General features: G+C 61.5%; 21 protein-coding genes. 2 read left to right on the top strand and 19 right to left on the bottom strand.

The features are described from left to right. From ACE04I_RS06115 to ACE04I_RS06075, 9 genes are all read right to left on the bottom strand, one after another. On the bottom strand, positions 1–498 hold a 498-nt coding region (locus ACE04I_RS06115), incomplete at its 3' end, for an ABC transporter permease (RefSeq protein ID WP_487206754.1). Then, the gene (locus tag ACE04I_RS06110; protein ID WP_046793312.1) at positions 498–1439 is read right to left on the bottom strand and encodes an ABC transporter permease; all 942 of its coding nucleotides are present in this window, start codon (positions 1437–1439) and stop codon (positions 498–500) included. The genes ACE04I_RS06110 and ACE04I_RS06115, both read right to left, overlap by 1 nt. Before the next feature lie 79 nt (positions 1440–1518). Continuing rightward, on the bottom strand, positions 1519–3045 hold the full coding sequence (locus tag ACE04I_RS06105; protein WP_487206753.1) for an ABC transporter substrate-binding protein: 1527 nt from the start codon (positions 3043–3045) through the stop codon (positions 1519–1521). A gap of 198 nt (positions 3046–3243) precedes the next feature. Beyond that, entirely contained in the window at positions 3244–4260 is a 1017-nt protein-coding gene (locus tag ACE04I_RS06100) for a Bug family tripartite tricarboxylate transporter substrate binding protein (protein ID WP_082118262.1), read from the bottom strand. 34 nt (positions 4261–4294) lie between these two features. Then, positions 4295–5155, bottom strand: coding sequence for an amidohydrolase family protein (locus tag ACE04I_RS06095; RefSeq protein WP_487206752.1), 861 nt, complete (start codon positions 5153–5155; stop codon positions 4295–4297). A gap of 37 nt (positions 5156–5192) precedes the next feature. Next, positions 5193–6248, bottom strand: a complete 1056-nt coding sequence (locus ACE04I_RS06090; RefSeq protein WP_487206751.1) for a 4-oxalomesaconate tautomerase — start codon at positions 6246–6248, stop codon at positions 5193–5195. Continuing rightward, positions 6241–6912 (bottom strand): 4-carboxy-4-hydroxy-2-oxoadipate aldolase/oxaloacetate decarboxylase, encoded by a 672-nt coding sequence (locus tag ACE04I_RS06085; protein ID WP_046793308.1) that lies wholly within the window; start codon positions 6910–6912, stop codon positions 6241–6243. Before ACE04I_RS06085 ends, ACE04I_RS06090 begins: the two co-directional genes overlap by 8 nt. A gap of 1 nt (position 6913) precedes the next feature. Next, positions 6914–7876 (bottom strand): VOC family protein, encoded by a 963-nt coding sequence (locus ACE04I_RS06080; protein WP_487206750.1) that lies wholly within the window; start codon positions 7874–7876, stop codon positions 6914–6916. Between the two features lie 22 nt (positions 7877–7898). Beyond that, positions 7899–8633 (bottom strand): PIG-L deacetylase family protein, encoded by a 735-nt coding sequence (locus ACE04I_RS06075; RefSeq protein WP_046793306.1) that lies wholly within the window; start codon positions 8631–8633, stop codon positions 7899–7901. Positions 8634–8813: 180 nt separating this feature from the next. Between ACE04I_RS06075 and ACE04I_RS06070 the strand changes: the two genes are divergently transcribed. Next, complete coding sequence (locus tag ACE04I_RS06070; RefSeq protein ID WP_046793305.1) at positions 8814–9692, top strand: NAD(P)-dependent oxidoreductase; 879 nt, start codon at positions 8814–8816, stop codon at positions 9690–9692. Next, a complete protein-coding gene (locus ACE04I_RS06065) occupies positions 9693–10907 on the top strand; it encodes a LysR family transcriptional regulator (RefSeq protein WP_487206749.1) in 1215 nt (404 codons plus the stop codon). A gap of 8 nt (positions 10908–10915) precedes the next feature. On the opposite strand, the gene ACE04I_RS06060 is transcribed toward ACE04I_RS06065, so the two are convergent. The 10 genes from ACE04I_RS06060 to ACE04I_RS06015 all read right to left on the bottom strand — a co-directional run bounded on the left by ACE04I_RS06060 (position 10916) and on the right by ACE04I_RS06015 (position 20315). After that, complete coding sequence (locus ACE04I_RS06060; RefSeq protein ID WP_046793303.1) at positions 10916–11323, bottom strand: low affinity iron permease family protein; 408 nt, start codon at positions 11321–11323, stop codon at positions 10916–10918. A gap of 91 nt (positions 11324–11414) precedes the next feature. Continuing rightward, a complete protein-coding gene (locus ACE04I_RS06055) occupies positions 11415–11720 on the bottom strand; it encodes a hypothetical protein (RefSeq protein WP_046793302.1) in 306 nt (101 codons plus the stop codon). Between the two features lie 442 nt (positions 11721–12162). Then, on the bottom strand, positions 12163–12438 hold the full coding sequence (locus ACE04I_RS06050; RefSeq protein WP_487206748.1) for a DUF6522 family protein: 276 nt from the start codon (positions 12436–12438) through the stop codon (positions 12163–12165). 3 nt (positions 12439–12441) lie between these two features. Next, complete coding sequence (locus tag ACE04I_RS06045; protein ID WP_046793300.1) at positions 12442–12882, bottom strand: MarR family winged helix-turn-helix transcriptional regulator; 441 nt, start codon at positions 12880–12882, stop codon at positions 12442–12444. Between the two features lie 160 nt (positions 12883–13042). Further along, positions 13043–15061, bottom strand: coding sequence for an alpha-glucosidase (locus tag ACE04I_RS06040; protein ID WP_487206762.1), 2019 nt, complete (start codon positions 15059–15061; stop codon positions 13043–13045). Between the two features lie 52 nt (positions 15062–15113). Continuing rightward, entirely contained in the window at positions 15114–15968 is an 855-nt protein-coding gene (locus ACE04I_RS06035) for a carbohydrate ABC transporter permease (protein ID WP_487206747.1), read from the bottom strand. Position 15969: 1 nt separating this feature from the next. Continuing rightward, positions 15970–16914: a carbohydrate ABC transporter permease gene (locus ACE04I_RS06030; protein WP_487206746.1), complete on the bottom strand. Its 945-nt coding sequence runs from the start codon at positions 16912–16914 to the stop codon at positions 15970–15972. A gap of 81 nt (positions 16915–16995) precedes the next feature. Next, on the bottom strand, positions 16996–18231 hold the full coding sequence (locus ACE04I_RS06025) for an ABC transporter substrate-binding protein (protein WP_487206745.1): 1236 nt from the start codon (positions 18229–18231) through the stop codon (positions 16996–16998). A 56-nt stretch (positions 18232–18287) separates the two neighbouring features. Further along, on the bottom strand, positions 18288–19364 hold the full coding sequence (locus ACE04I_RS06020; protein WP_046793296.1) for an ABC transporter ATP-binding protein: 1077 nt from the start codon (positions 19362–19364) through the stop codon (positions 18288–18290). Positions 19365–19610: 246 nt separating this feature from the next. After that, positions 19611–20315: a GntR family transcriptional regulator gene (locus ACE04I_RS06015; protein ID WP_046793295.1), complete on the bottom strand. Its 705-nt coding sequence runs from the start codon at positions 20313–20315 to the stop codon at positions 19611–19613. Positions 20316–20343 lie beyond the last annotated feature (28 nt).

Here is a 20343-nt window from a genome sequence, read left to right as displayed (position 1 = left end):
GCGCGCCAGCCGCGGCGAGTAGACGACCGAGAGCGCGACAATGACGGTCGTCAACGAAGGACCCAGTGCTGCGACCAACGCGATTGCGAGCAGAATGTCGGGAAAGGCCATCATCGCATCGATGAGGCGAGCGATCGGCGTGTCGAGCCGCTTGAAGAAGCCGGCAAGCAGGCCGAGCGTGACGCCGATTGCGGCCGAGAGCACCACCACGGCGGCGCCCACCAGCAGCGACAGCCGGCCGGCATAGATGGTGCGCGAGAAGACGTCGCGGCCGAACTCGTCGGTGCCAAACCAGAACATTTCGCTCGGCGGCTTCAGCCGGTTCACGATCGATAGTTTCGACGGCGAATAGGGTGCGATCAGCGGCGCGAAGGCAGCGAGCAGAACGAAGACTGCCAGGATGAGGAGACCGACCGCCACCGTCTTGCGCTTGACGAAGCGGCGGAGGAACTTCGATCCCTCGCTTGCGGCCGGCTTTGTGGAAACAACTTCCGTCATCAGTAGCGCACCCTTGGATCTACGAGCAGATAGAGCATGTCGATCGCGAAATTGATGAGGACATAGAGACCGGCAATCACCAGCAGTGCTCCCTGAATGACGGGATAGTCGCGGCGGAGCACGGCCGAGACCACAAGATTGCCCACGCCCGGCAGACCGAAGACCGTCTCGGTGACAACCGCGCCGGATATCAGCACGGCGGCCGTCAGTCCGATCACAGTCAGGATCGGGATCAGCGCATTCTTTAACGCGTGCTTCAGAACCACGCGCCGTTCGATCAACCCCTTAGCGCGGGCGGTGCGGATATAATCGTCGCCGAGCACATCGAGCATAGAGGCGCGGGTGAAGCGCAGGATGAGCGCCGACGAGACGAGACCGAGCGCGAATGCCGGCAGCGTCAGGTGGTACATGCGTCCGATGAACGACGTGCCGGGACCGCCATAGCCGGATACCGGAAAGATGTTGAGCCGGACTGCGAAGAACTGCATCAGGATCAGGCCGAGCCAGAAGCTCGGGATGCTGGCCGCCAGCATGGCGATGGTGGTCGCCGCCTGGTCGACGAAGGAACCGCGCCGATAGGCGGCATAGATGCCGATCGGCAGCGCGATCACGCTGGCGATCGCAAGCGAGAAAATCGTGAGGAAGAAGGTCGGCTCCGCCCGCTCCAAAAGCGCCGAAGTCACCGGCATGTTGAGGAATATCGACTGGCCGAGATCGCCCTTCAGCAACTGCCCGATATAGAGGACGTACTGGATGACGAGCGACTGATCGAGCCCGAGGCGCGTGCGCAGATCGGCGATATCCTGCGGCGTCGCGTCGGGGCCGAGCATCACGGCCGCCGGATCGCCGGGGGTGACGCGCACGATCACGAAAACGATCGTGACGACCAGGAACATCACGACAATCATGCCGGCAAGGCGCTGAAGAATGTATCGTATCATGAATACGTTTTCCGCTGTCCGGAAGGCATCAAAGGAGGCGGACGCCGCACCGAAGTACCGGCGCCCGCTTCGGTCTTGCTTACTTCGAGATCGAAGCGTTCCAGAAATATGGCCATGGGGCCGGATCGACGCCCTCAAGCTTGTTCGACTTGGCCGAAACCGCGTTGAAATCGCCGATCTTCATGAACGGGACGTCGGCATAGATCGCCTTCTGGACCTCAGCCCAGAGCTCGATGCGCTTGTCCGGATCGACCTCCGCCGTGAAGGCATCCACGGCCGCCTTGCGGGCAGGCGTATCCCACCAGCCCGGCGAACTGGTCGAAAGCGACCCGATGAGAGCCGGTTCCGGCAGGAACGGGCTGTGGCTGATATAGATGTCCCAGAGCGCCTTGTCGGCGCGGCGCTGGGTCAGCGTCGCCCAGTCGACGACTTGCATGTCCACCGTGAAGCCGGCGAGTTTCAGATATTCGGCGGCGACCTGCGCCATCTTGTAGTGGAACTCGTACTGACGGCTCGTCAGGATGCGGATCGGTTCGCCATTGTAACCGGCTGCCTTGGCGGCCTCGGCCGCCCCTTCCGGATCGGCCAGGTTATAATTGCCCTCGACTCCGGCATCCGTGCTCCAGACGAAATTCTCCGGATAGATTTTTCCATCGGCCGTGTAGAAATCCGTACCGCCGAAAGCGGCCGCCATCATGTCTTCCATGCTGAGCGCCTGACGGATGGCCTTGCGGATTTCGACGTTCTTCGCGACGCCTTCGGCCGTATTGAAGACGAAGACCGGATAGCCGAACGGCTTCAGCAGGACGGGTTGCGAGGCGGAGGAGGATTTCAGCCTGTCGAAGGACTCGACCGCGATGGAATCGACATATTCGTACTGCCCGGAGACCGCCGCCTCGAGGCGGGTATTGGGATCAGGGACGGGGACGAAGCGGATTTCATCGAGATACTGGTGGCGCGCGCCGCCATAGCCGTCGCTCTCCCCATCGCGCGACTTGTAGCCATCGAAGCGGGCAAGCTGGATATACTGGTCAGCCTTACGCTCCTTCAGCATGTAGGGACCAGTACCGACGAAGTCGGTCATCGGCTCGGCCTGCTTTTCCGAGGGAATGATGATGGCGGCGGAGTTGTTGAAGGCAAGCAGTGAGGTGAGCGGTGCATAGGCCTGCTTCAGCTTGATCACCACGGTGGAGGCGTCGGGCGCTTCGATCGATTCGATGAAGCCGACCGCCTGCTTTCCGCGCGAAGCAAGCTTGGTCCAACGGTTGAGCGACGCCACCACGTCTTCGGAGGTCATGTCGGTGCCGTCATGGAACGTGATGCCGGTGCGCAGCTTGATCGTGTAGGTTTTTCCGTCCGCGCTGATTTCGGGCAGGCTTTCCGCCAGAAGCGGCGTTACCTTCCAGCTTTTGTCGAAGGTGTAGAGCGTTTCGAAGATGTGCTGGGTGACGATGCCGACGAGGTCCGCCGTCGAGGACATCGGATCGAGCGTCGGCGGTTCTCCGATCGTCGCGACATTGATGATGCCGCCCTTTTCCTGAGCAAGAAGCATGGAGGGCGCGGTGAGGAGCACCGTGGCCGCAAGGAAAGCAAGTTTCAATTTCATGTCAGTCTCCCAGTTGAGTTCCACTATTATGTTATAAGCGACTTTATAACAGAATAGCGAAGCTGGAAGAGGTGTCAATCACTTCGCTGCGGCAGGCTGCTGCCGGCGCAGTTCGAAAAAGAAAATGGCTCGGCGACCGTCGTGACGGCCGCCGAGTTCATGCGCAGATTTCCTGTTTTAATCCCGAAGGGGATGGAATCACTGCTTCGGAATGCCTGCCTTTTCGATGACTGCCGACCATTTTCCGATGTCGGCTTCCAGGCGGGCGCCAATCTCCTGTGGCTTGCTGGAGCGGGCTTCCACCCCGAGCTCGGCGAAGCGCTTTTGGATAGCCGGATCGGCGAGCACCTCCACCAGCGTCACGTTCAGCTTGTCGACCACGTCCTGCGGCGTGCCGGTCGGTGCGAAGATGGCGTTCCATGAGGTGACGTCGAAACCGTTCACCCCCTGCTCCTGTGCCGTCGCAACGTCGGGCAGCAGGATCGAACGGGTCGGACCGGAGGATGCGACGGCGACCGCCTGACCCTGCGTCAGCGCTGCCTTCAGCGCCGTCTGGCTATCGATGATGACGTCGAGTTCGTCTCCGAGCAGGGCGACAAGAAGGTCCGGCGTGGCCTTGTAGGGAACGATAGTGAAATCGATGCCCGAGGTAGACTTGAAGAGTTCAGCGGCCAGATTCTGGCTGCTGCCGACATTGATGGTGCCGACATTCAGCGCCCCGGGCTCGGCCTTCGCCGCCTCAAGAACATCCGCGAGCGTCTTGAACTTGCCGCCCGCCTTGGTGACGAAGACGAAATCGAAATAGGCAAGGCTCGATACCGGCACGAAATCCTTGATCGGATCGAACTGGAGGTTCTCGAACAGCGGCACGCTGATCGCCGTGCCGTTCGAAAGGAGCGCCAGCGTATAGCCGTCGGCCGGGGCGTTGAGCGCCGCGCGCGCGGCAACCGCACCGGCCGCCCCCGGCTGGTTCATGATGACGATCTGCCGACCGAGCTTCTTGCCGAGTGCGTCGGCAACGACGCGCGACGTGATATCGGCGATTCCGCCAGGCCCGAACGGCAGAACGAGGGTGATGTCCCGCTCCGGATAACCTTCGGCCGATGCGAGCGTCGGCGCGGTCAATGCGAGAGCGGACGCAACGACCAGTGACGTCGCCAAGTTAGAGGCACGCCTGAACAGCGTTGCCGGCTTTTCTGCCATGCTATTGAACATCTTCTCCTCCTCCATTTTTTTGTCAGGCCGCCGTTTAGGCGGCAAAGCCGTAAAGCCGCGCGGGGTTGTCGACGAGCAGCCGGCGACGCGCGCCCTCCCCGTCAGTGAGGCGCACCACGAGATCCACGAGATCGGCCTCGTCCACCGGCTCCTTGAGATTCGGATGCGGGAAATCCGTGCCCCACAGAGTACGATCCGGACTTGCCTCGATGAGAGCGCGAGCGAACGGCACCGCCGCATCGAAAGGAAAGCGGGAGATCCGCTCCGAACCGCAGACCTTGATCCAGCAGTTCTCCCGTTTGACGAGCTCCAGAAGCGCCTGAAAGGCCGGCTGCTCGGTCCCGAGGCTGGTGTCGACCCGCCCCATGTGGTCGATCACGAAAGGAACGGGCAAGCTGCGGATCATCTCCGACAGAGGCACGATGTCGGCGCCGTCGAGATGCAGCACGACATGCCAGCCGCGTCCCTTGATCCGGTCGATGACCCTGTTGAAGACGTCCATGTCCGGCGCGCCGCCGAGGTGATGGACGAAATTGAACCGGACGCCGCGCACGCCGCCGTCGTCAAGCCGCTGAAAGGCCTGGTCGTCGAAACTGTCATCGACGATCGCCACCCCGCGATAGCGGTCCGGCCGCCACGCGATGGCGTCGAGCATGGCCCGATTGTCGGTGCCGTGGCAGCTTGCCTGGACGATCACCGCCCGCTCGATACCCAGCCGATCGTGAAGTGCGGCCAGGGCCTCCTTCGGCGCGTCCTCCGGGGTGTAGCTGCGTCCCGGCGCATAGGGAAAGACAGCACCCGGGCCGAACACGTGGCAATGGGCATCGCAGGCGCCGGCAGGCAGGATAAAATCCGGTTTGCGCCGCGTTTCGCTGGCAGTGAGAGCCGAAGTCATTGTGATTGCCTCCCGTCATGTGGATTGAGCCCGGCTTTCACCGGGGAAAAACCTTTCCCTCGAACAGCTTGCGCGCCGTCCTGACCGTACCTGCGCCACGGATCGAACCGTCCTCGGCCAGATCCAGGAAGACCTCCATCGAGCCGGTCGGATGCTCCACCAGATAGCGGCCGTCCGAGGGGCTTTGCGCCAGCTCGGCTGCCGGGCTCTTGTCGAGACGCGTGGCGGTCGCGACCGTCACCGCGGCAAGCACGCCGATCGAGGCGTGGACGCGATGCGGTATCCAGGACCGAGTCGCGATCGCGCCGCCGTGTTCCGGCGCGGAAACGAGCGTCATCTTCGGAACGGAAGCCTTCGTCACGTCGCCGAGCCGCATCATTGGGCCCGCTTTCAGACGGATCGCCTCAATCTTTGCCTTCAACGCCGTATCCGCCTCCAGTTCTTCGCGGCTTTCCTTGCCGGAAATCCCGAAGTCGGAGGCCCGCATGACGACGCAGGGCATGCCGTTGTCGATCAGCGTTGCTTCGATGCCATCGATGAGGTCGACCGCATTGCCGGTCGGGAGCAGCGCGCCGCACATCGAACCTGCAATATTCATGAACAGGAGCGGCACCGCCGCATGACGGCCCGGAACGCCCGCGATCTCCGCCGTGCCCTTGTAATTCACCCGACCGCCCGGTGTCTGCACTCGCGCCAGGGCCACCTCTCCGGTATTGCGCATGTGGATGCGTACTTCGGTCTCATCGTCCGTCGCAGCGACAAGTCCGCGCTCGATGGCCGCGGGGCCAACGCCTGCAAGGATATTGCCGCAGCCCTGTGCATCGCTGACCAGCGCCTGGTCCACGAAGACCTGCAGGAAGAGATAGTCCACATTGGCATCGTCGCGGCTGGACGGAGAAAGGACCGCCACCTTGGAGGTGAGCGGGTCCGCGCCGCCGATCCCGTCGATCTGTCGCGGATCGGGCGAGCCCATGATCCGCAGCAAGAGCTCGTCGCGCTCTTTCGGATTGGCGGGCAGATCGCTCGCCAGAAAGTATGCTCCCTTGGAGGAGCCGCCGCGCATCCAGAGGCAGGGGATGCCGTCCTCAGACATATTTCAGCCCCTTCGCCGCAAGTGCCGGCCGCATGTCATAGATATCGAGCCCGAGTTCGCCGGCGGCGAGTCGTGTGCGTTTTGCCTCTTCGTTGGCGAGCCGCTTTTCCGCCGCCGCCAGCACGGTCTCGGCCTCCTCACGCCTGACGACGCAGACGCCATCGTCATCGGCGACGATCACGTCGCCTGCCTCGATATAGGTCCCGGCACAGACGATCGGCACGTTTACCGAACCGAGCGTCTCCTTCACCGTGCCCTGGGCGGAAACGGCCTTCGACCAGACGGGGAAGCCCATGGCCGTGAGGTCGCGAACATCGCGGACGCCGGCATCGATGATCAGCCCCCGGCAGCCCCGCGCCATCGCGGAGGTTGCCAGAAGATCGCCGAGATAGCCGTTGTCGCAGGGCGAGGTCGGCGCAAGGACGAGGATATCGCCACGCTTCAGCTGCTCGATGGCGACGTGCACCATCCAGTTGTCGCCGGGAGGCGCGGAAATCGTCACCGCCGAGCCGGCAATCTGCGCGCCGGCATAGATCGAGCGCATATAGCTTGCCAGCACGCCCTTGCGGCCTTGAGCTTCGTGCACCGTGGCAACACCCGCCTGTCCCAGCCTGTCGATGATCGACTGTTCGGCCCGCGCAACGGTCTGCACCACAATTCCCATGTCAGTGTCCTTCCTTCTTAACCGGTGGGGTGCCGTGCGTGTGGAACGTCTCGATCGTCTTTAGCCCCCAGGCCTGGCCTTTCTTGCGCTCGGCCTCGGTCCAGACGACAGGCTCCCAGTCCGGCGCCAGGATCAGGCGGGCGCCGGAATTGGCGAGTTCAACCCGGTTTCCGGCAGGCTCCCAGAGGTAGAGGAAAAAGGTGCCTTGGATCGCATGCTTGTGCGGACCGGTTTCGATGTGGACGCCGTTTTCGAGGAAGATGTCGGCCGCGCGCAGAATGTCCTCACGCGTATCGGTGGCGTAGGTCACGTGATGGAGGCGCCCGTTACCGCCGCCATGCTCTTCCGTGCAGGCGAGATCATAGGTCTTGTTGTTGATCGTGAACCAGCAGCCACCGAGGCGCCCGTTGTCCAGCCGGATCATCTCGGTGACGCGCGAGCCGAGGCAGGTTTCCATGAAGGCGCGAAATTCGGCGACATCCTCGGCAAGCAGGTTGAGATGATCCAGCCTGCGGGGGTGAGCGCCGCGCCCATGGAACCGCTGCGCAAGATTCTTCAGCTTTGGCTTTTCTTCCGGCGGCGGCTCGTAGCGCACCGTGTCCCAGTAGATTTCGAAGACATGCCCGAACGGGTCTTCGAAGCGGAAGGCCTTGCCGTGCCCGAGATCGCCATCCACCCAGCCTATGACCTTGTATTTGCTTTCCTCGATCGCCTTCACCCGCCGCATCAAAGCCTGCTCCGAGGCCGCGCGATAAGCGATATGGCCCACCCCTGTCGTGCTGTGACGAGTGAGCTTCAGCGTGTGGAACTCGTAGTCGTCCCAGGCACGCAGATAGGCGGAGGCCTCGTCCTGACCGGAAAGCGTCAATCCGTAGACCTGCACGAAGAAATCCAGGCTCTCCTCGAACCTGTCGGTATACATTTCCACATGCGCCAGGTGCGCGATGTCGAACGAATGTTCCATTTCACCCTCCTCCCGGCGAGCTCTAGAGCTCATCGACGGTCCGCGGGAATACGGACTGGAATCCCTCCGCATATTTTGCTGCCCGACCGCCCGATTGGCCGCCGGAATTGCGCTGGAAGTGATTGGCGCGGTTCTGTGCGACGCGGGTATAGAATTCCCACAGATGCTCCTGCCCTTCCATGCACTCGATGGCGGCCCGCTTCTTGTCCCAGACGGAGGTGATGTCGAGAAAGACGTCCGGCTTCCATCCCATCTGCTCGGTCTGATGCGGTTCGAACAGATAAAGCTGCGGCGCGCCGAGCACCTGCTGGCCGGGATTATGGCCCCAGGCCTGGGCGATCATGCGCGCTTCCAGCGCCACCTGTGTCGCATACATGTGGTCGGTGTTGTATGGGTCGTAATGCGAGTGGCTGAGCATGAAGGCCGGCTGTACGGCCCGGATGACATCGACCAGACGGTACTTGTCCGCGTCGGTGAGCCGCAACGGGTAGTCGCCGAGATCGAAGGAGACGAGGTCATGCACCTCGAGCGCCTGCGCCGCCCTCTCAGCCTCCGCCCGGCGCGCTGCCTTCACCCTTTCGAGCGTCATGCCGGGCTCCTTCCAGAGCTTGGCCGACTCGCCGCGCTCGCCGAAGGAAAGGCATACGACGGTGACCTCGTAGCCCTTTTGCGCGTGCAGGGCGATCGCGCCGCCGCAGCGCCAGACGAAGTCCGCAGCATGCGCGCTGATGACGAGAGCAGTTTTCTTTTCAGCCATGGATATCCTCCTTGTCCGCTCCCCTTCTCGCTCCGAACGAAGCCAGCCGCCAATTTGGATTCGGGTACGGGTCATAAGTTCTTGCTATAAGGCCTGTTTAAAGCCGGCGGCCTCTGGCAGGATCGAGCTCGCGCGGAGTGCCGCTTCATCGCCTTCGCGCATGGAGTGGGAGGAGGAAAAATGGTGCGGATCGCGCTGCTGGGCTTCGGCGAAGCAGGCCAGGCATTTACCGCCGGATGGAAGGAGCTGCCCCAATCGCCGGCAGAGGGGCTCGCCACCTACGACATCAAGGTCGACAATCCATCTGAGCATGAAAATCTGCGGCAGGCCTGCGCGCGGCTCGACGTTTTGTGCGCTGACAATCCCGCACAGGCGTTCTCCGGAAGAGGCGCGATCTTCAGCCTCGTCACCGCCGACCGGGCGCTGGAGGCGGCCCAGACTGCCGTATCCGCGATCGAAACCGGCAGCTATTATTTCGACTGCAATTCCTGCGCCCCCTCGACGAAGGCGCAAGCCGCCGAGATGTTGTCGACGCACGGCGTGCGCTATGTCGACGTCGCGGTCATGGCGCCAGTCCATCCCGCACGTCATCGCACCCCGCTCCTCATCGCCGGCAGTCATGCGCAAGAGGCGCTCGCGCTGCTTACGGGGCTTGGAATGAACGCCCGCATCGCCGGTCGCGAACCCGGCCAGGCATCCACGATCAAGATGCTGCGTTCGGTGATGGTCAAGGGGTTGGAAGCACTGACTGCGGAATGCGTGCTGGCCGCGCGCCGGGCAGGCGTCGAGGACGCTGTTCTTTCGTCGTTGCAGGCTTCCGACCCAGGCATCGACTGGATCAAGCGCGCGGCCTACAACCTGGAACGCATGATGGTGCATGGAGCCAGGCGCGCGGCCGAGATGCAGGAAGTCGCAAGGACGCTGCGCGATCTCGACCTGCCTGATCGGATGACGACCGCGGCTGCCGATTGGCAGAGACAGATCGCCGCCCTGTCGCTCAAAGACGAAGACGAACCGCTTGGTGCCCGAGCGGATCGAATCCTTGGCGAGCTTTCATAAATGAACTGGCTTGCCTCCGATAACTCTGTTCAGGTGCTCCAGCAGAACCTTCGTCACCTGAGGGTCTTTCTGGCCGTGGTGGAGACAGGCTCGGTAACCAGGGCAGCCGAGCTCTGTCACGTCTCCCAGCCGGCGGTGACGCAGGCGCTTTCGAAGATCGAGCGAAGCATCGGCATCAGCCTGTTCGACCGCACCACGCAAGGTCTGTTCTCCAACAGGGCAGGCCAGCAGCTCGCGACGCGGGTCAGGCGCGCCTTCGGCTATCTTGATCCCGCGTTGACGGACCTCTCGCCACGGCTCAGGATCACCGCGACCTCGGCACAGCTACAGGCGTTGGTGGCTGTCCGCGAATCGGAAAATTTCACGCTCGCCGCCCGCCGTCTAGGGCTGGCCCAGCCCACCGTGCATCGTGCGGTCAGTCAGCTGGAGCAGGAAGCCGCACGCCCGCTGTTCGAACGCACCTCCTACGGCATGGTGGCGACGCGGGCGGCCCAGGCGCTCGCTCAGGCGGCACGGCTGAGTTTTGCGGAACTGGCGCAAGCCGAGGCAGACCTTGCCGACCTCACGCGCGCGGAAGCCGGTCGCATCGTGATCGGCTCGCTGCCGCTTTCGCGCTCCTACATGCTTCCCAAGACCATCTCCTGTTTCCGGAAGCTGCGCCCTAACCTGCCGATCCACATCATGGAGGGCCGATATGCCGACCTTCTGCAGGGTCTGCGGCGCGGTGAGATCGATTTTCTCATCGGCGCGCTACGCGATCCGGTGCCCATCGGCGACGTCGAACAGGAAGAACTCTTCTGTGATACCGTCGTCATCGTCGCGGGCCTGAACCATCCCCTGGTGGGAAGATCCGATATCGCGCTGGACGAGCTGGCCTTCTATCCCTGGATCGTGGCGCAGGCCGGCACCCCGACCAGGAAGCACTTCAACGAGCTGTTCGCTCCCCTTGGAAACCGGGCGCCGCGAAGCATCGTGGAGTCCGGCTCGCTAATCCTGATGCGCGAACTCCTGGACGAGAGCGATCATCTCGGCTGCGTTTCCTATCTCCAGGCCAAGGCGGAAATCGCACGTGGGTTGATGACGGCCCTGGACATCGATCTCAGCCACACGTCGCGGCCGATCGGCCTCACCTTCCGTCACGGATGGATGCCGACCACTGCACAACAGCAATTCCTGGATCTGCTTCGCGACGTCAGGCCCAGATCGGATCGATAGGCTTGCCGCTATGTTTTTCCCGTCTGGGACACAGCCTGTTCGTCCGCCTTGTCTTCGATCCGTTCTGCCTGCTGAGCAAGGCGCTCGCTCAACATACGCAATTGCTTCTCTTCCAGTTTTTCGATGCCGACGAATTTGTTCTGTGCGTGGGTTGCCAGGATCAGCTCATCGAGCTTGGCCTGCAATGCCCTTCCGTCGCGGTTTTGACTGTTCTGAAGCACGAAGACCATCAGAAAGGTGACGATCGTCGTGCCGGTATTGATCACGAGCTGCCAGGTTTCGGAAAATCCGAAGAACGGCCCGGAAACCGCCCAGATGACGACGATCACCACTGCGAAGGTAAAGGTGACGGGCTTGCCCGACCGTTCCGCAACCGCTGCGGCAAATCTCGTGAAGAAGTTCAGTCGCGTTTCCATCTACATGACTCCAAAAACAGGCGGATGCCAACTTTTTGGGGAGCCACTAGGTTCCATTGCACCTGCCGGGGTACCGGCACGGCGCCTCCGGTCAACGTCGCCAGTTGGAAACGTTAAAATGCTCGTCGACGTATCGCATCCAGTGTTTGAAATCGCTCAGAAGAAGCGCAAGATCATATCTCCACTCGAGCTTGAGAAGGTCCCAGGACATGCCCTGCGAGGCGGAACGCGCGAGAAGCTGATCGCGAAGGCTGCTCATTTTGAGCATTGCCGGAGATCGGTCCTCAGGCTCCTGCCAGGGACCATGTGCATCGAAGGCAGCGCGGGATTTCTGGAGCTGTTCGCCGAACCGGTCGAGCTTCATATCCACAGTAGGAAACACATCGCGGATCGTCATTTCGGGATCTCCCTTATGGAGGTAGGCCCCGGTCGGGCCACGAGAACCCTCCTTCTTTACAATATATCGTAGCACGATATAAATTCCAAGAGCAGAAGGTGACCGCAGGAAACTTGCGAAAACCGCTACGACGAAGTTGAGGCAGCGAGGCAAAGATGATCGTCCTGACAATACTCGCAGCAGCAACCTTTTTGACCGTTGCAAGAGCCCAGACCGCAACCCCTCTCATGATATCGGATCACGCGCTCGATTGCGGTGCGGCGGCTGACAAGGCGGTCGCGGCCACGAACGGGCATCTCCTTTCGGTACGTCCGAGCGCGGGAGAATGCGTCATCAGTATCTTGAGGCGAGGCGACAGCGGCCGGCCCCACAAGGTCATCATCCGGGTCGATCCACGCGCATCGGCACGCGACGCCGATCGGAACGGTGCCCGCCGCTCCCGTTAGAGCTGCCGTTTCGGCGGCTTTCCGCGCAAAAAGGTCATCTCTTCGTGGCGGATTGAATTATCCGCATTCAGCACCGCGCGCCACATGCGGTTACCGAGACGCAGGGAAAGCCGCCGCGTGCCTTCGTCCTCACCGGTGCCGACCTCCACTGTCCCCCGGATCAGACCGAGCTTCATATAGCGGTGAAAATCTTGCTCGGAGAGACCGAAGCGATCACCCAGTTCGGCTCCGTCGAGAATGAAATCGCCGTTCGGTTGGAATTCGACAATCATGGATTAAGCAGGCACCTTCCTGCGCTGCGGCTCGTTGTCCTGCAATTCTGTCAGCAGGTCGATCAGTCTCGGTGCCAAATCCCGTATTTCGGTAAGATGGATGGCGCTGAGGCGCCGCAGCGCATCCTCCGCCTTTCCTGTCAGCTCCAGCGTCTGCCGCCGTTTGTCCCTTGGGTCGGATCGGCGCGTCACATAACCTGCGGATACCAGTCTTCCTACCAATTCGGTGGCGGTATGCGGCGCGATCAGCAATCGTTCGGCAAGCAAGCCAATGGTCATCGGATCGTCGCCACGATAGCCTCTGATGGCGAGCAGGGCCTGGTGTTGCTGGCCCGGAAGTCCCTCTTCCTGAGCTGCCGAAGTCGAAAAGTCCATGAAGCGACGAAGCGTGAAACGCAGATTGGCAAGCGCCTCATAATCGGCATCCGAAAGAAAGTCGCTCATGCTGCAATCACTTTCCTTGTTCGACAGGCGCCAATATATCGCAATACGATATATCAAGTCGGTGGAATTGCAATTCGATATTACGACCGGGAGGTCTGGCTGCCCAGCGACGGAGCGGGATACCTGTTTCTGCGTCGCGGCAACGCTGCAGCGCAACGACTTATAGCTGTCTGATTGCCGCGAATATTTCCGCAAATGCGGCATCGGTGCGATAGAAGACCGGTGGGCTGCCAAGCGGCGCGGCGACCGTCACATCCGCCCCGCCCTGGTATTCGTGTCCGCTCCAGACATGTACCCAGCTTGCTCCCTCCGGCAGGTAGACAACGCGTTCTTCCTGCGCCGCCTGCCAGACCGGGGCCACCAGAAGCTCGGCCCCGTAGAGATAGCTGTCCTGAATGTCGTAGGTCTTCCTGTCGTTCTCGTAGTGCAGGAACAGCGGCCGCTGCACCGGCAGGCCGCGCGCGCCAGCCTCTTTCGAGAGAGATTTGAGGTAGGGCGCCAGATGCACGTAGATTCGTGTCATGCGGGCGAAGTGTTCCAGCACCTCCGGATCCTGGTCGATCTGGATATTGTCACGGGGTCGGTTTCCTTCATGCGAGCGCATGACCGGTGTGAAGGCCGCCATCTCCGCCCAGCGCATCAGCAGTTCGGGTGTGCGCACATTGCCGAAGAGGCTCGTATAGCCGCCGATATCCGAGTGATGATAGGCATTGCCGAGCAGACCTGAGGAAAGTGCTGCGCATATGACGGTGACCAGTCCGTCATGTCGCGAGAAATCGACGGACTGGTCGCCGCCCCACAGGAGTGGGCAATGTTTCTGCACGCCGGTAAAGCCTGCCCGCATGAAGAACAGGGCCTCGCCCGTCTTCCCCCGGCTGGCCACGGCTTTCGCATTGACCTCGGCCCAGAGTGTTGGCCAGGCATTGTGCATCATTTTCGCATCAACGCCGTTGGCGAGTTCGACATCGATCGGCAGATATTCGCCGAAATCGGCCATCCAGCCGGAGAGGCCGTAATCCAGCATCCGGCGGCCGATCACCTCCTCGGCGAACCATTCAGCCGCTTCCGGATTTGTGAAATCCACCACGCCGCAATCGAACTCGCCGAAATCGATAATGGCCGTGCGGCCGATTTCGTCCTTTGCGAAATAGCCTGCGGCTTCGGCTTCCGCGAAGAGCGCGCCGTCGACACAGAGATACGGATTGACATAGCCGAGGAACCGGACCCCATCATCGTTGAGCTCGGCGATCTTCTGGCGCAGGTCCGGGTAACGCTGCTCATTGGCCTGCCAGTTCCAGAAAAGCCTGGAACCGAAGGAGGTCTCGCGGATACCGACCCAATCCTCGCACCAGAGGCCGGAGACCTGCACGCCGGCGTCCCGCATCTTCGTCAGCCGGGTGAAAGAGTTGACGCCCTCCTTCAGCCCGATGATCGCGCCTTTGTAGATCCACTCCGGCAGTTCCGGTTGCCGCCCGAAGCGGGTTGAAAGCGCCTCGACAAGCTCGATGAAGGTGGATGCCGTGTGGAATTCGATACGCTCCGGCACCGCCCACACCTCGACCTCATGGAAGGTCTTGCGGCGAAAATCGAAAACGGAGTAGGCGGTCGTCTCCACATGCAGTGCATAACGCGCGGAGGAGATGTAAGTCGGCTGCGGATAGTTGGTGTTATAGTAGTCGCCGCCGGCCCTGTCCTTGACATTGGACCGGAAGGTGATTTCGCTGGTCTTGTCGCGACCGACGCCGGGCTCGGAGGTCCACAATGGGAAGCGGCGACCGCGCATGTCGAAATAGGACATCTGCTCGCCGCCACCCCAGACATGCTCGTCATTATCGGCATGGATCCGGATCCAGAAGCGGTTGATCGACGGGTCCAGGGATCGAAAGTGAATGGCGCCATCCGAGACTACGAGCTCCAGCCGGGGTGCCCTGCCCTCTGCGTCGGATAGATCGATCCCATCCGCCCGAACCTCGGCATGCCGCAGCGCGCTGCGCTCGATGATGTAGTCCTCGACCTCGAAATTGCCGCGGTACATGTCCATCCGTTCCTGGCCATGCCCCACGAACAGAGATGGATGGGATGCGCTGTGCCGCAGGACGACGCGGTCTTCGAGCGAAATGGAGAACCCGTCGGCCGTCTTCTCGACCTTCAGCTTTCCCCGCCCGGCCTCCGGGACCATAACCGATTGCAGCGCGTCGCGTATCAAGACATCCTCCATCGGCATCTCCCATTCACCCCTTTATTCCCCCGGCCGTCAGGCCGGAAACCACACGTTCCTGGAAGATGACGATCAATATCGCGACCGGCACGATGCCCACCACGAGTGCGGCGGAAATCACCGGCCATGGAAAGGCGAATTCCCCCTGATAGAGCTGGATGCCGACGGGAAGCGTGCGCAGGGTGGGATTGGAATTGAAGGAAAGCGCCAGAAGGAATTCGTCCCACGCATTGACGAAGGCGAGAATACCCGCGGTGAAGACGCCCGGCGCGCTCAAGGGCACGACCACCTTGAAGAGAGCGCCAAGCCGCGTGCAGCCATCGATCATCGCGGCGTTTTCCAGATCCCGCGGGATGCCCTCGAAGAAGGACACCAGGATCAGGGTGCAGACCGGAAGCGAAAGAACCGTATAGGGCAGGATCAGCGCAATCCACGTATTGAGCAGGTTCAAAGCCCTCATGATTTCGAAAAGCGGCACGAGGAGCGTAACGAGCGGAAAGGTGGAGACGGCCACGATCACCGACAGGATCGCGCCGCGATAACGCAGGTTCAAGCGCGCCAGTGCGTAAGCCGCGAGCACCGAGATCAGCAGTGTCAGGCAGGTCGACAGGAGTGCGACCATGAAGCTGTTGAACAGGAAAAGATGCAGCGGCTGATCGGAAAAAGCCTGCACATAATTCGCGAGCGTCGGTGCATGCGGGAACCAGGTGATCGGCTTTGCCGTCAGTTCTCCCTCGGTCTTGAGCGATGTGAAAAGAATCCAGAGCGCCGGAAACAATCCATTGATCAGAAGGATGCCGGCGGCGATGAAGCGCAGCGGCTTGCCGGAAAGCAATTGGGCCGGGCCAGAGGAAACGAGAGCGTTCATCTCAAGCCTCCTTGGTCCGGATGATGCGCAGATAAATCGCCGTTACCCCCATCGACAGGATGAACATCACCACGGCCAGCGCCGAACCGTAGCCGAGATCGAGAAAGGAAACCGTGTTCTGGTGGATATACATGGCAAGCGTGGCGGTTGAACTTCCCGGCCCGCCTCCCGTCATCATGTAGGGAATGTCGAAGGTCTGGAGCGCGGTGATGGTACGGAAGATCAGCGCGACGACGATCGCCGGCTTCAGGAGTGGAAGCGTGATCTCGAAGAACTGTCGCAGCCGCCCTGCCCCGTCCACATCGGCGGCCTCGTAGAGCGAACGCGGTATGGTCTGCAGGCCCGCCAAGATGATCAGCGCCATGAAGGACGAAGTCTTCCAGATGATCGTCAGGCAGATCGCCGCAAACGCCCAGTTCGGTGAGTTGAACCAGATGATGCCTTCGAACCCGAGCCGGTTGAGAACGTCGTTCACCACTCCGTATTCGTAATGGAAGAACCATGCAAAGATGAGGCCCGCAAAGGACAGCGGCAGCGCCCAAGGGATCAAAAGCGACAGGCGCACCGGCCATTGCATGGCAAACGGCAGGTTGGCCAGCAGCGCCAGACCGAGGCCGAGGAGCAGGGCTCCGGGAACCGTGATCAGTGTGATCAGCACCGTATTCCAAGTGGTTTCCCAGAAGACCGGATCATCGAGCATGATCCGGTAGTTTTCGATGCCGACGAATTCGGCGGGCAGTCCTGAGGTCAGCGAAAGATTGAAGAAGCTCGTGTAGACGAGCCTTCCGATCGGATAGACGATGATGAGTGCCAGAAGCACCGCTGCGGGCAGCAGGAGCAGGACCGCCATGGCCCGATCGCTGAGGTCGAGCCAGCGGATCCAGACCGGGGAGGGTCGTTCACTGTCCTTTGCGCTGTCCGTCGCTGATATGCTCAATACCGCCATTCCCGCGTCTTCTTGAAAGAGGAGTCTTCGCCTTACCGGTTCAAAGGGGTGGAATATGTCCTCCACCCCTCCCCTATGAAATCACCGCAGGATGCGCCTGAGGCGGCTCTCGATTTGCGCCGCGCCGTCTTCCGGCGTCGTGACGCCCGCAAGAACGGCATTGACCGTCGTGCGGATGACCTCGCTGACCTCGTTATAGCGGGGCGTGACCGGCCGCGGCTTTGCGGTCTCAACGACCTGCCGGGCATCGGCGAACCAGGGCGCCGCCTTGGTCACATCTGGGTCCGTGTAGAGATCGGCATAGGTCGGCAGAAGCGAACCGTTGATCGCCACGAACTTCGAGACATCCTTGCTGGAGAGATATTCTACCAGCTTCTTTGCCTCTTCCTGCGACTTGGAATAGGCCGACACGCCGAATTCCCAGCCGCCGAGGCAAGTTGCCTGCTCGCCACCCTCGACCGCCGGCAGCCTTTCGACGCCGACCTTTCCGGCCACGGCCGATTCCTGCCCCTGGGACTGGGCCCAGGCATAGGACCAGTTGACCGCAAAGACGACATTGCCGGCCTGAAACTCCTTGCGGGTATCGTCGGTGGCGACTTCCGCAATGTTCTTCTTGGAGATGCCCTCGTCCACGAAGCTCTTCCACAGGGCGAGCGACTTCTCGGCCGCTTCGCGGTCGAAATCGAGCTTGCCGTTGGAGACGAGCGTCTTGCCCTGGCTCCAATACGGCAGGAGGAAGGTGCAGACAGCCCCCTCGATCGCCTTGCCCTGGAAGGACAGTCCCTGCAGATCCGGATTGCCCTCGCCCTCGGTGATCTTCTTGGCGGCAGCCTTCAATTCGGCCCAGGTTTTGGGCGGCGTCACGCCATATTTGTCGAGCAGGTCCTTGCGGTAGTAGAGGAACATGGAGTCGGCGAAGGCCGGCAGCGCCACAACCTTGCCGTCAACGGTATTCGCCTCGGCATAGGCCGGCAGATAGACGGACATGTCCTTGTCGGTGAAAGCGGTCGTCCATCCTGCCGTCGCGAACTGCGCCGGCCGGATGACATCGAGGATGAGGACATCGAGCGAAGCGTCCTTCGCCGACATGATGGTGTTAAGGTACTGCGCCTGCGCTTCCGACGTGTTGCCGCCGGTCTCTATGGTTACTTTGGTGCCCGGCGTCTTGGTCTCGTATTGGTCAAGCACCTTACGCCAGACCTGCGGCTGATGCTGGCTGGAGATATAGATCTTGAGCTCGGTATCGGCGAAGGCGGGGAGCGCAAGACCGACCGCGCTTGCCGTAAGCATAGCCCTCATGAGTGTCTGAAGCTTCATTTCATCCTCCCGTTTTGACAATCGCGCGGTTCTTATCATGCCGGCCGCGCCCGGCTTCAATTGATCGCGCGCTCCGAGGCGACATCGAAAAGGCGTATCTTGGCAGGATCGATCCCGAGCCTGAATTGCGTGCCGGGCTTGGGGCGGAAATTCGGCGGCATTCGCGCCGTCATGGCCTCGCTACCGACCGTAAAATGAACCAGGGTGTCCGAGCCCAGCGGCTCGATGACCTGGACCTCGGCGGAAAGCGAACCATCTGCGCCACCTGCAGCCGTGAAATGCTCCGGACGAATACCAACGATCAGTTCCCGGCCATCGATTGCGCTCGACCTGCCGAGTTCGACCGCCGAAACCGGCAGCGTGTTTCCTCCGCCGAAGACGAGCGCATCGCCCACGACCTTCGCCTTTGCGAAATTCATCGCCGGCGCCCCGACGAAGCCGCCGACGAATATGCTTTGCGGCCGATTGTAGACCTCGTCTGGCGTGCCGACCTGTTCGATATCGCCGCCCCTCAGAATGACGATGCGATCGGCAAGCGTCATCGCCTCCACCTGATCGTGGGTGACATAGATGATCGTCGTGCCGATCGTCTGATGCAGGCGCTTGATCTCGGTCCTTACCTGGCCACGGAGCTTCGCATCGAGATTGGAGAGCGGTTCGTCGAACAGAAAGACCTGCGGGCGACGCACGATGGCGCGCCCCATGGCGACCCGCTGCCGCTGACCACCGGAAAGCTGGCCAGGGCGCCTCTCCAGAAGATGAGAAATGCCGAGCATTTCCGCCGCCTCGGCAACGCGGGTGCCTGTTTCGGCAGCGCTCACGCCGCGCACCTTGAGACTGAAGCTCATATTCTCGTGGACGGTCTTGTGGGGATAGAGCGCGTAATCCTGGAAGACCATGGCGATGTCGCGCTCGCGCGGCGGCAGCTTGTTCACCACGCGTTCGCCGATACGGACCTCGCCGGCGGTGATCGTCTCCAGACCCGCCACCATGCGCAAGGTGGTGGACTTGCCGCAGCCGGACGGGCCGACGAGCACCACGAATTCGCCATCGGCGATCTCCAGGTCGATGCCTTTGACCACTTGCAGCGAGCCGTACTTCTTGTCCAGCTTGCGCAGGCTGACTGAAGCCATTCATTCCTCCTCAACATCCGAAGCCGCAAAGGCCCGATGTTCCTACCATGCGGGATCATATCGCCCCAAGAAAGGAAATCAATGGTGTATCAATTTTATTTTCAGGCAAGAAATCATATGCTTAAGATGCTGATTAAACTAGCATATCATACTCAATTCCGTCCCGCCCGCGCGTTCTGGAGAACATGACAATCGGCAAGGATCGGAATGGTCTGGGCGTGATTGGCCCTCGCAGGACAACACCCGCTAGCGCAGCCGCGATACATAGCGCGCCACGGAATGATCGAACCATGTGCGGGAGACCTCTGCGACCGCTCCGTCCTGGGCGTGACTGATGCGCAGAACATGCGGTATCGGCGCTCCTGCTTTCTGGCCGAAGGCCGGTGGCGCCCAGTCCGGCACGACATCCAAGCCAACGCTATCCTCCGCCATGGCGATCCATAGGCCAAGCTGCTTCCTGTAATAGAGATAGAGAGACTCCGACAGATCTTCCGGCGCGATCGCTTCCACATAGGACCCGTCGAGCCAGATTTCCTCCAGTGCCGCTACCTGTCCGGAAAGCCGGCGAATGCGGCGAATGCGATGCCCTTCGTCGGACGAGCCGAATTCCGGCAGCCCCCCGGCTTTCTTGAGCCGCTCCACATCCAGGACCTCGGCGGTGGGAAGGCCACCGCCCTTGATAAGCTCCAGCCGGAACATGGCATAGACGCTCTTCGGATCGCTGATGGCACGGATGTAATTCCCCGATCCCTGAACCCGCTGAAGCAGTCCCCTGCTCTGCAGTTCGGCAAGCGCCTTGCGAAGGGTGCCGACCGCTATGCCGAGTTCCACCGCCATGTCGCGTTCGGGCGCAAGCTTTTCGCCATCCACCAGGCGGCCGGCGGCAATGTCGCGCGCGAGCAACTCGGCAAATTGCAGATAGATCGGTAGGCTACCGGAATGGCGTGCCATGACCTGAATTTCCTCCCCCTCAAATTGA

This window comes from Rhizobium moroccans, from assembly GCF_057559155.1.
Note: the sequence above shows the minus strand (reverse complement) of the source record. Positions and strands in the feature narration are given on the sequence as shown.

Bases quoted from the DNA above. Each gene is read 5' to 3' on its own strand.
- ACE04I_RS06110 (WP_046793312.1), bottom strand. From the start codon at position 1,439: ATGATACGATACATTCTTCAGCGCCTTGCCGGCATGATTGTCGTGATG.
- ACE04I_RS06085 (WP_046793308.1), bottom strand. From the start codon at position 6,912: ATGGGAATTGTGGTGCAGACCGTTGCGCGGGCCGAACAGTCGATCATC.
- ACE04I_RS06030 (WP_487206746.1), bottom strand. From the start codon at position 16,914: ATGGCGGTATTGAGCATATCAGCGACGGACAGCGCAAAGGACAGTGAA.
- ACE04I_RS06065 (WP_487206749.1), top strand. From the start codon at position 9,693: ATGAACTGGCTTGCCTCCGATAACTCTGTTCAGGTGCTCCAGCAGAAC.
- ACE04I_RS06015 (WP_046793295.1), bottom strand. From the start codon at position 20,315: ATGGCACGCCATTCCGGTAGCCTACCGATCTATCTGCAATTTGCCGAG.
- ACE04I_RS06060 (WP_046793303.1), bottom strand. From the start codon at position 11,323: ATGGAAACGCGACTGAACTTCTTCACGAGATTTGCCGCAGCGGTTGCG.
- ACE04I_RS06075 (WP_046793306.1), bottom strand. From the start codon at position 8,633: ATGGCTGAAAAGAAAACTGCTCTCGTCATCAGCGCGCATGCTGCGGAC.
- ACE04I_RS06100 (WP_082118262.1), bottom strand. From the start codon at position 4,260: ATGTTCAATAGCATGGCAGAAAAGCCGGCAACGCTGTTCAGGCGTGCC.
- ACE04I_RS06050 (WP_487206748.1), bottom strand. From the start codon at position 12,438: ATGATTGTCGAATTCCAACCGAACGGCGATTTCATTCTCGACGGAGCC.
- ACE04I_RS06090 (WP_487206751.1), bottom strand. From the start codon at position 6,248: ATGTCTGAGGACGGCATCCCCTGCCTCTGGATGCGCGGCGGCTCCTCC.
- ACE04I_RS06020 (WP_046793296.1), bottom strand. From the start codon at position 19,364: ATGGCTTCAGTCAGCCTGCGCAAGCTGGACAAGAAGTACGGCTCGCTG.
- ACE04I_RS06025 (WP_487206745.1), bottom strand. From the start codon at position 18,231: ATGAAGCTTCAGACACTCATGAGGGCTATGCTTACGGCAAGCGCGGTC.
- ACE04I_RS06035 (WP_487206747.1), bottom strand. From the start codon at position 15,968: ATGAACGCTCTCGTTTCCTCTGGCCCGGCCCAATTGCTTTCCGGCAAG.
- ACE04I_RS06055 (WP_046793302.1), bottom strand. From the start codon at position 11,720: ATGACGATCCGCGATGTGTTTCCTACTGTGGATATGAAGCTCGACCGG.
- ACE04I_RS06070 (WP_046793305.1), top strand. From the start codon at position 8,814: ATGGTGCGGATCGCGCTGCTGGGCTTCGGCGAAGCAGGCCAGGCATTT.
- ACE04I_RS06040 (WP_487206762.1), bottom strand. From the start codon at position 15,061: ATGGTCCCGGAGGCCGGGCGGGGAAAGCTGAAGGTCGAGAAGACGGCC.
- ACE04I_RS06105 (WP_487206753.1), bottom strand. From the start codon at position 3,045: ATGAAATTGAAACTTGCTTTCCTTGCGGCCACGGTGCTCCTCACCGCG.
- ACE04I_RS06080 (WP_487206750.1), bottom strand. From the start codon at position 7,876: ATGGAACATTCGTTCGACATCGCGCACCTGGCGCATGTGGAAATGTAT.
- ACE04I_RS06045 (WP_046793300.1), bottom strand. From the start codon at position 12,882: ATGAGCGACTTTCTTTCGGATGCCGATTATGAGGCGCTTGCCAATCTG.
- ACE04I_RS06095 (WP_487206752.1), bottom strand. From the start codon at position 5,155: ATGACTTCGGCTCTCACTGCCAGCGAAACGCGGCGCAAACCGGATTTT.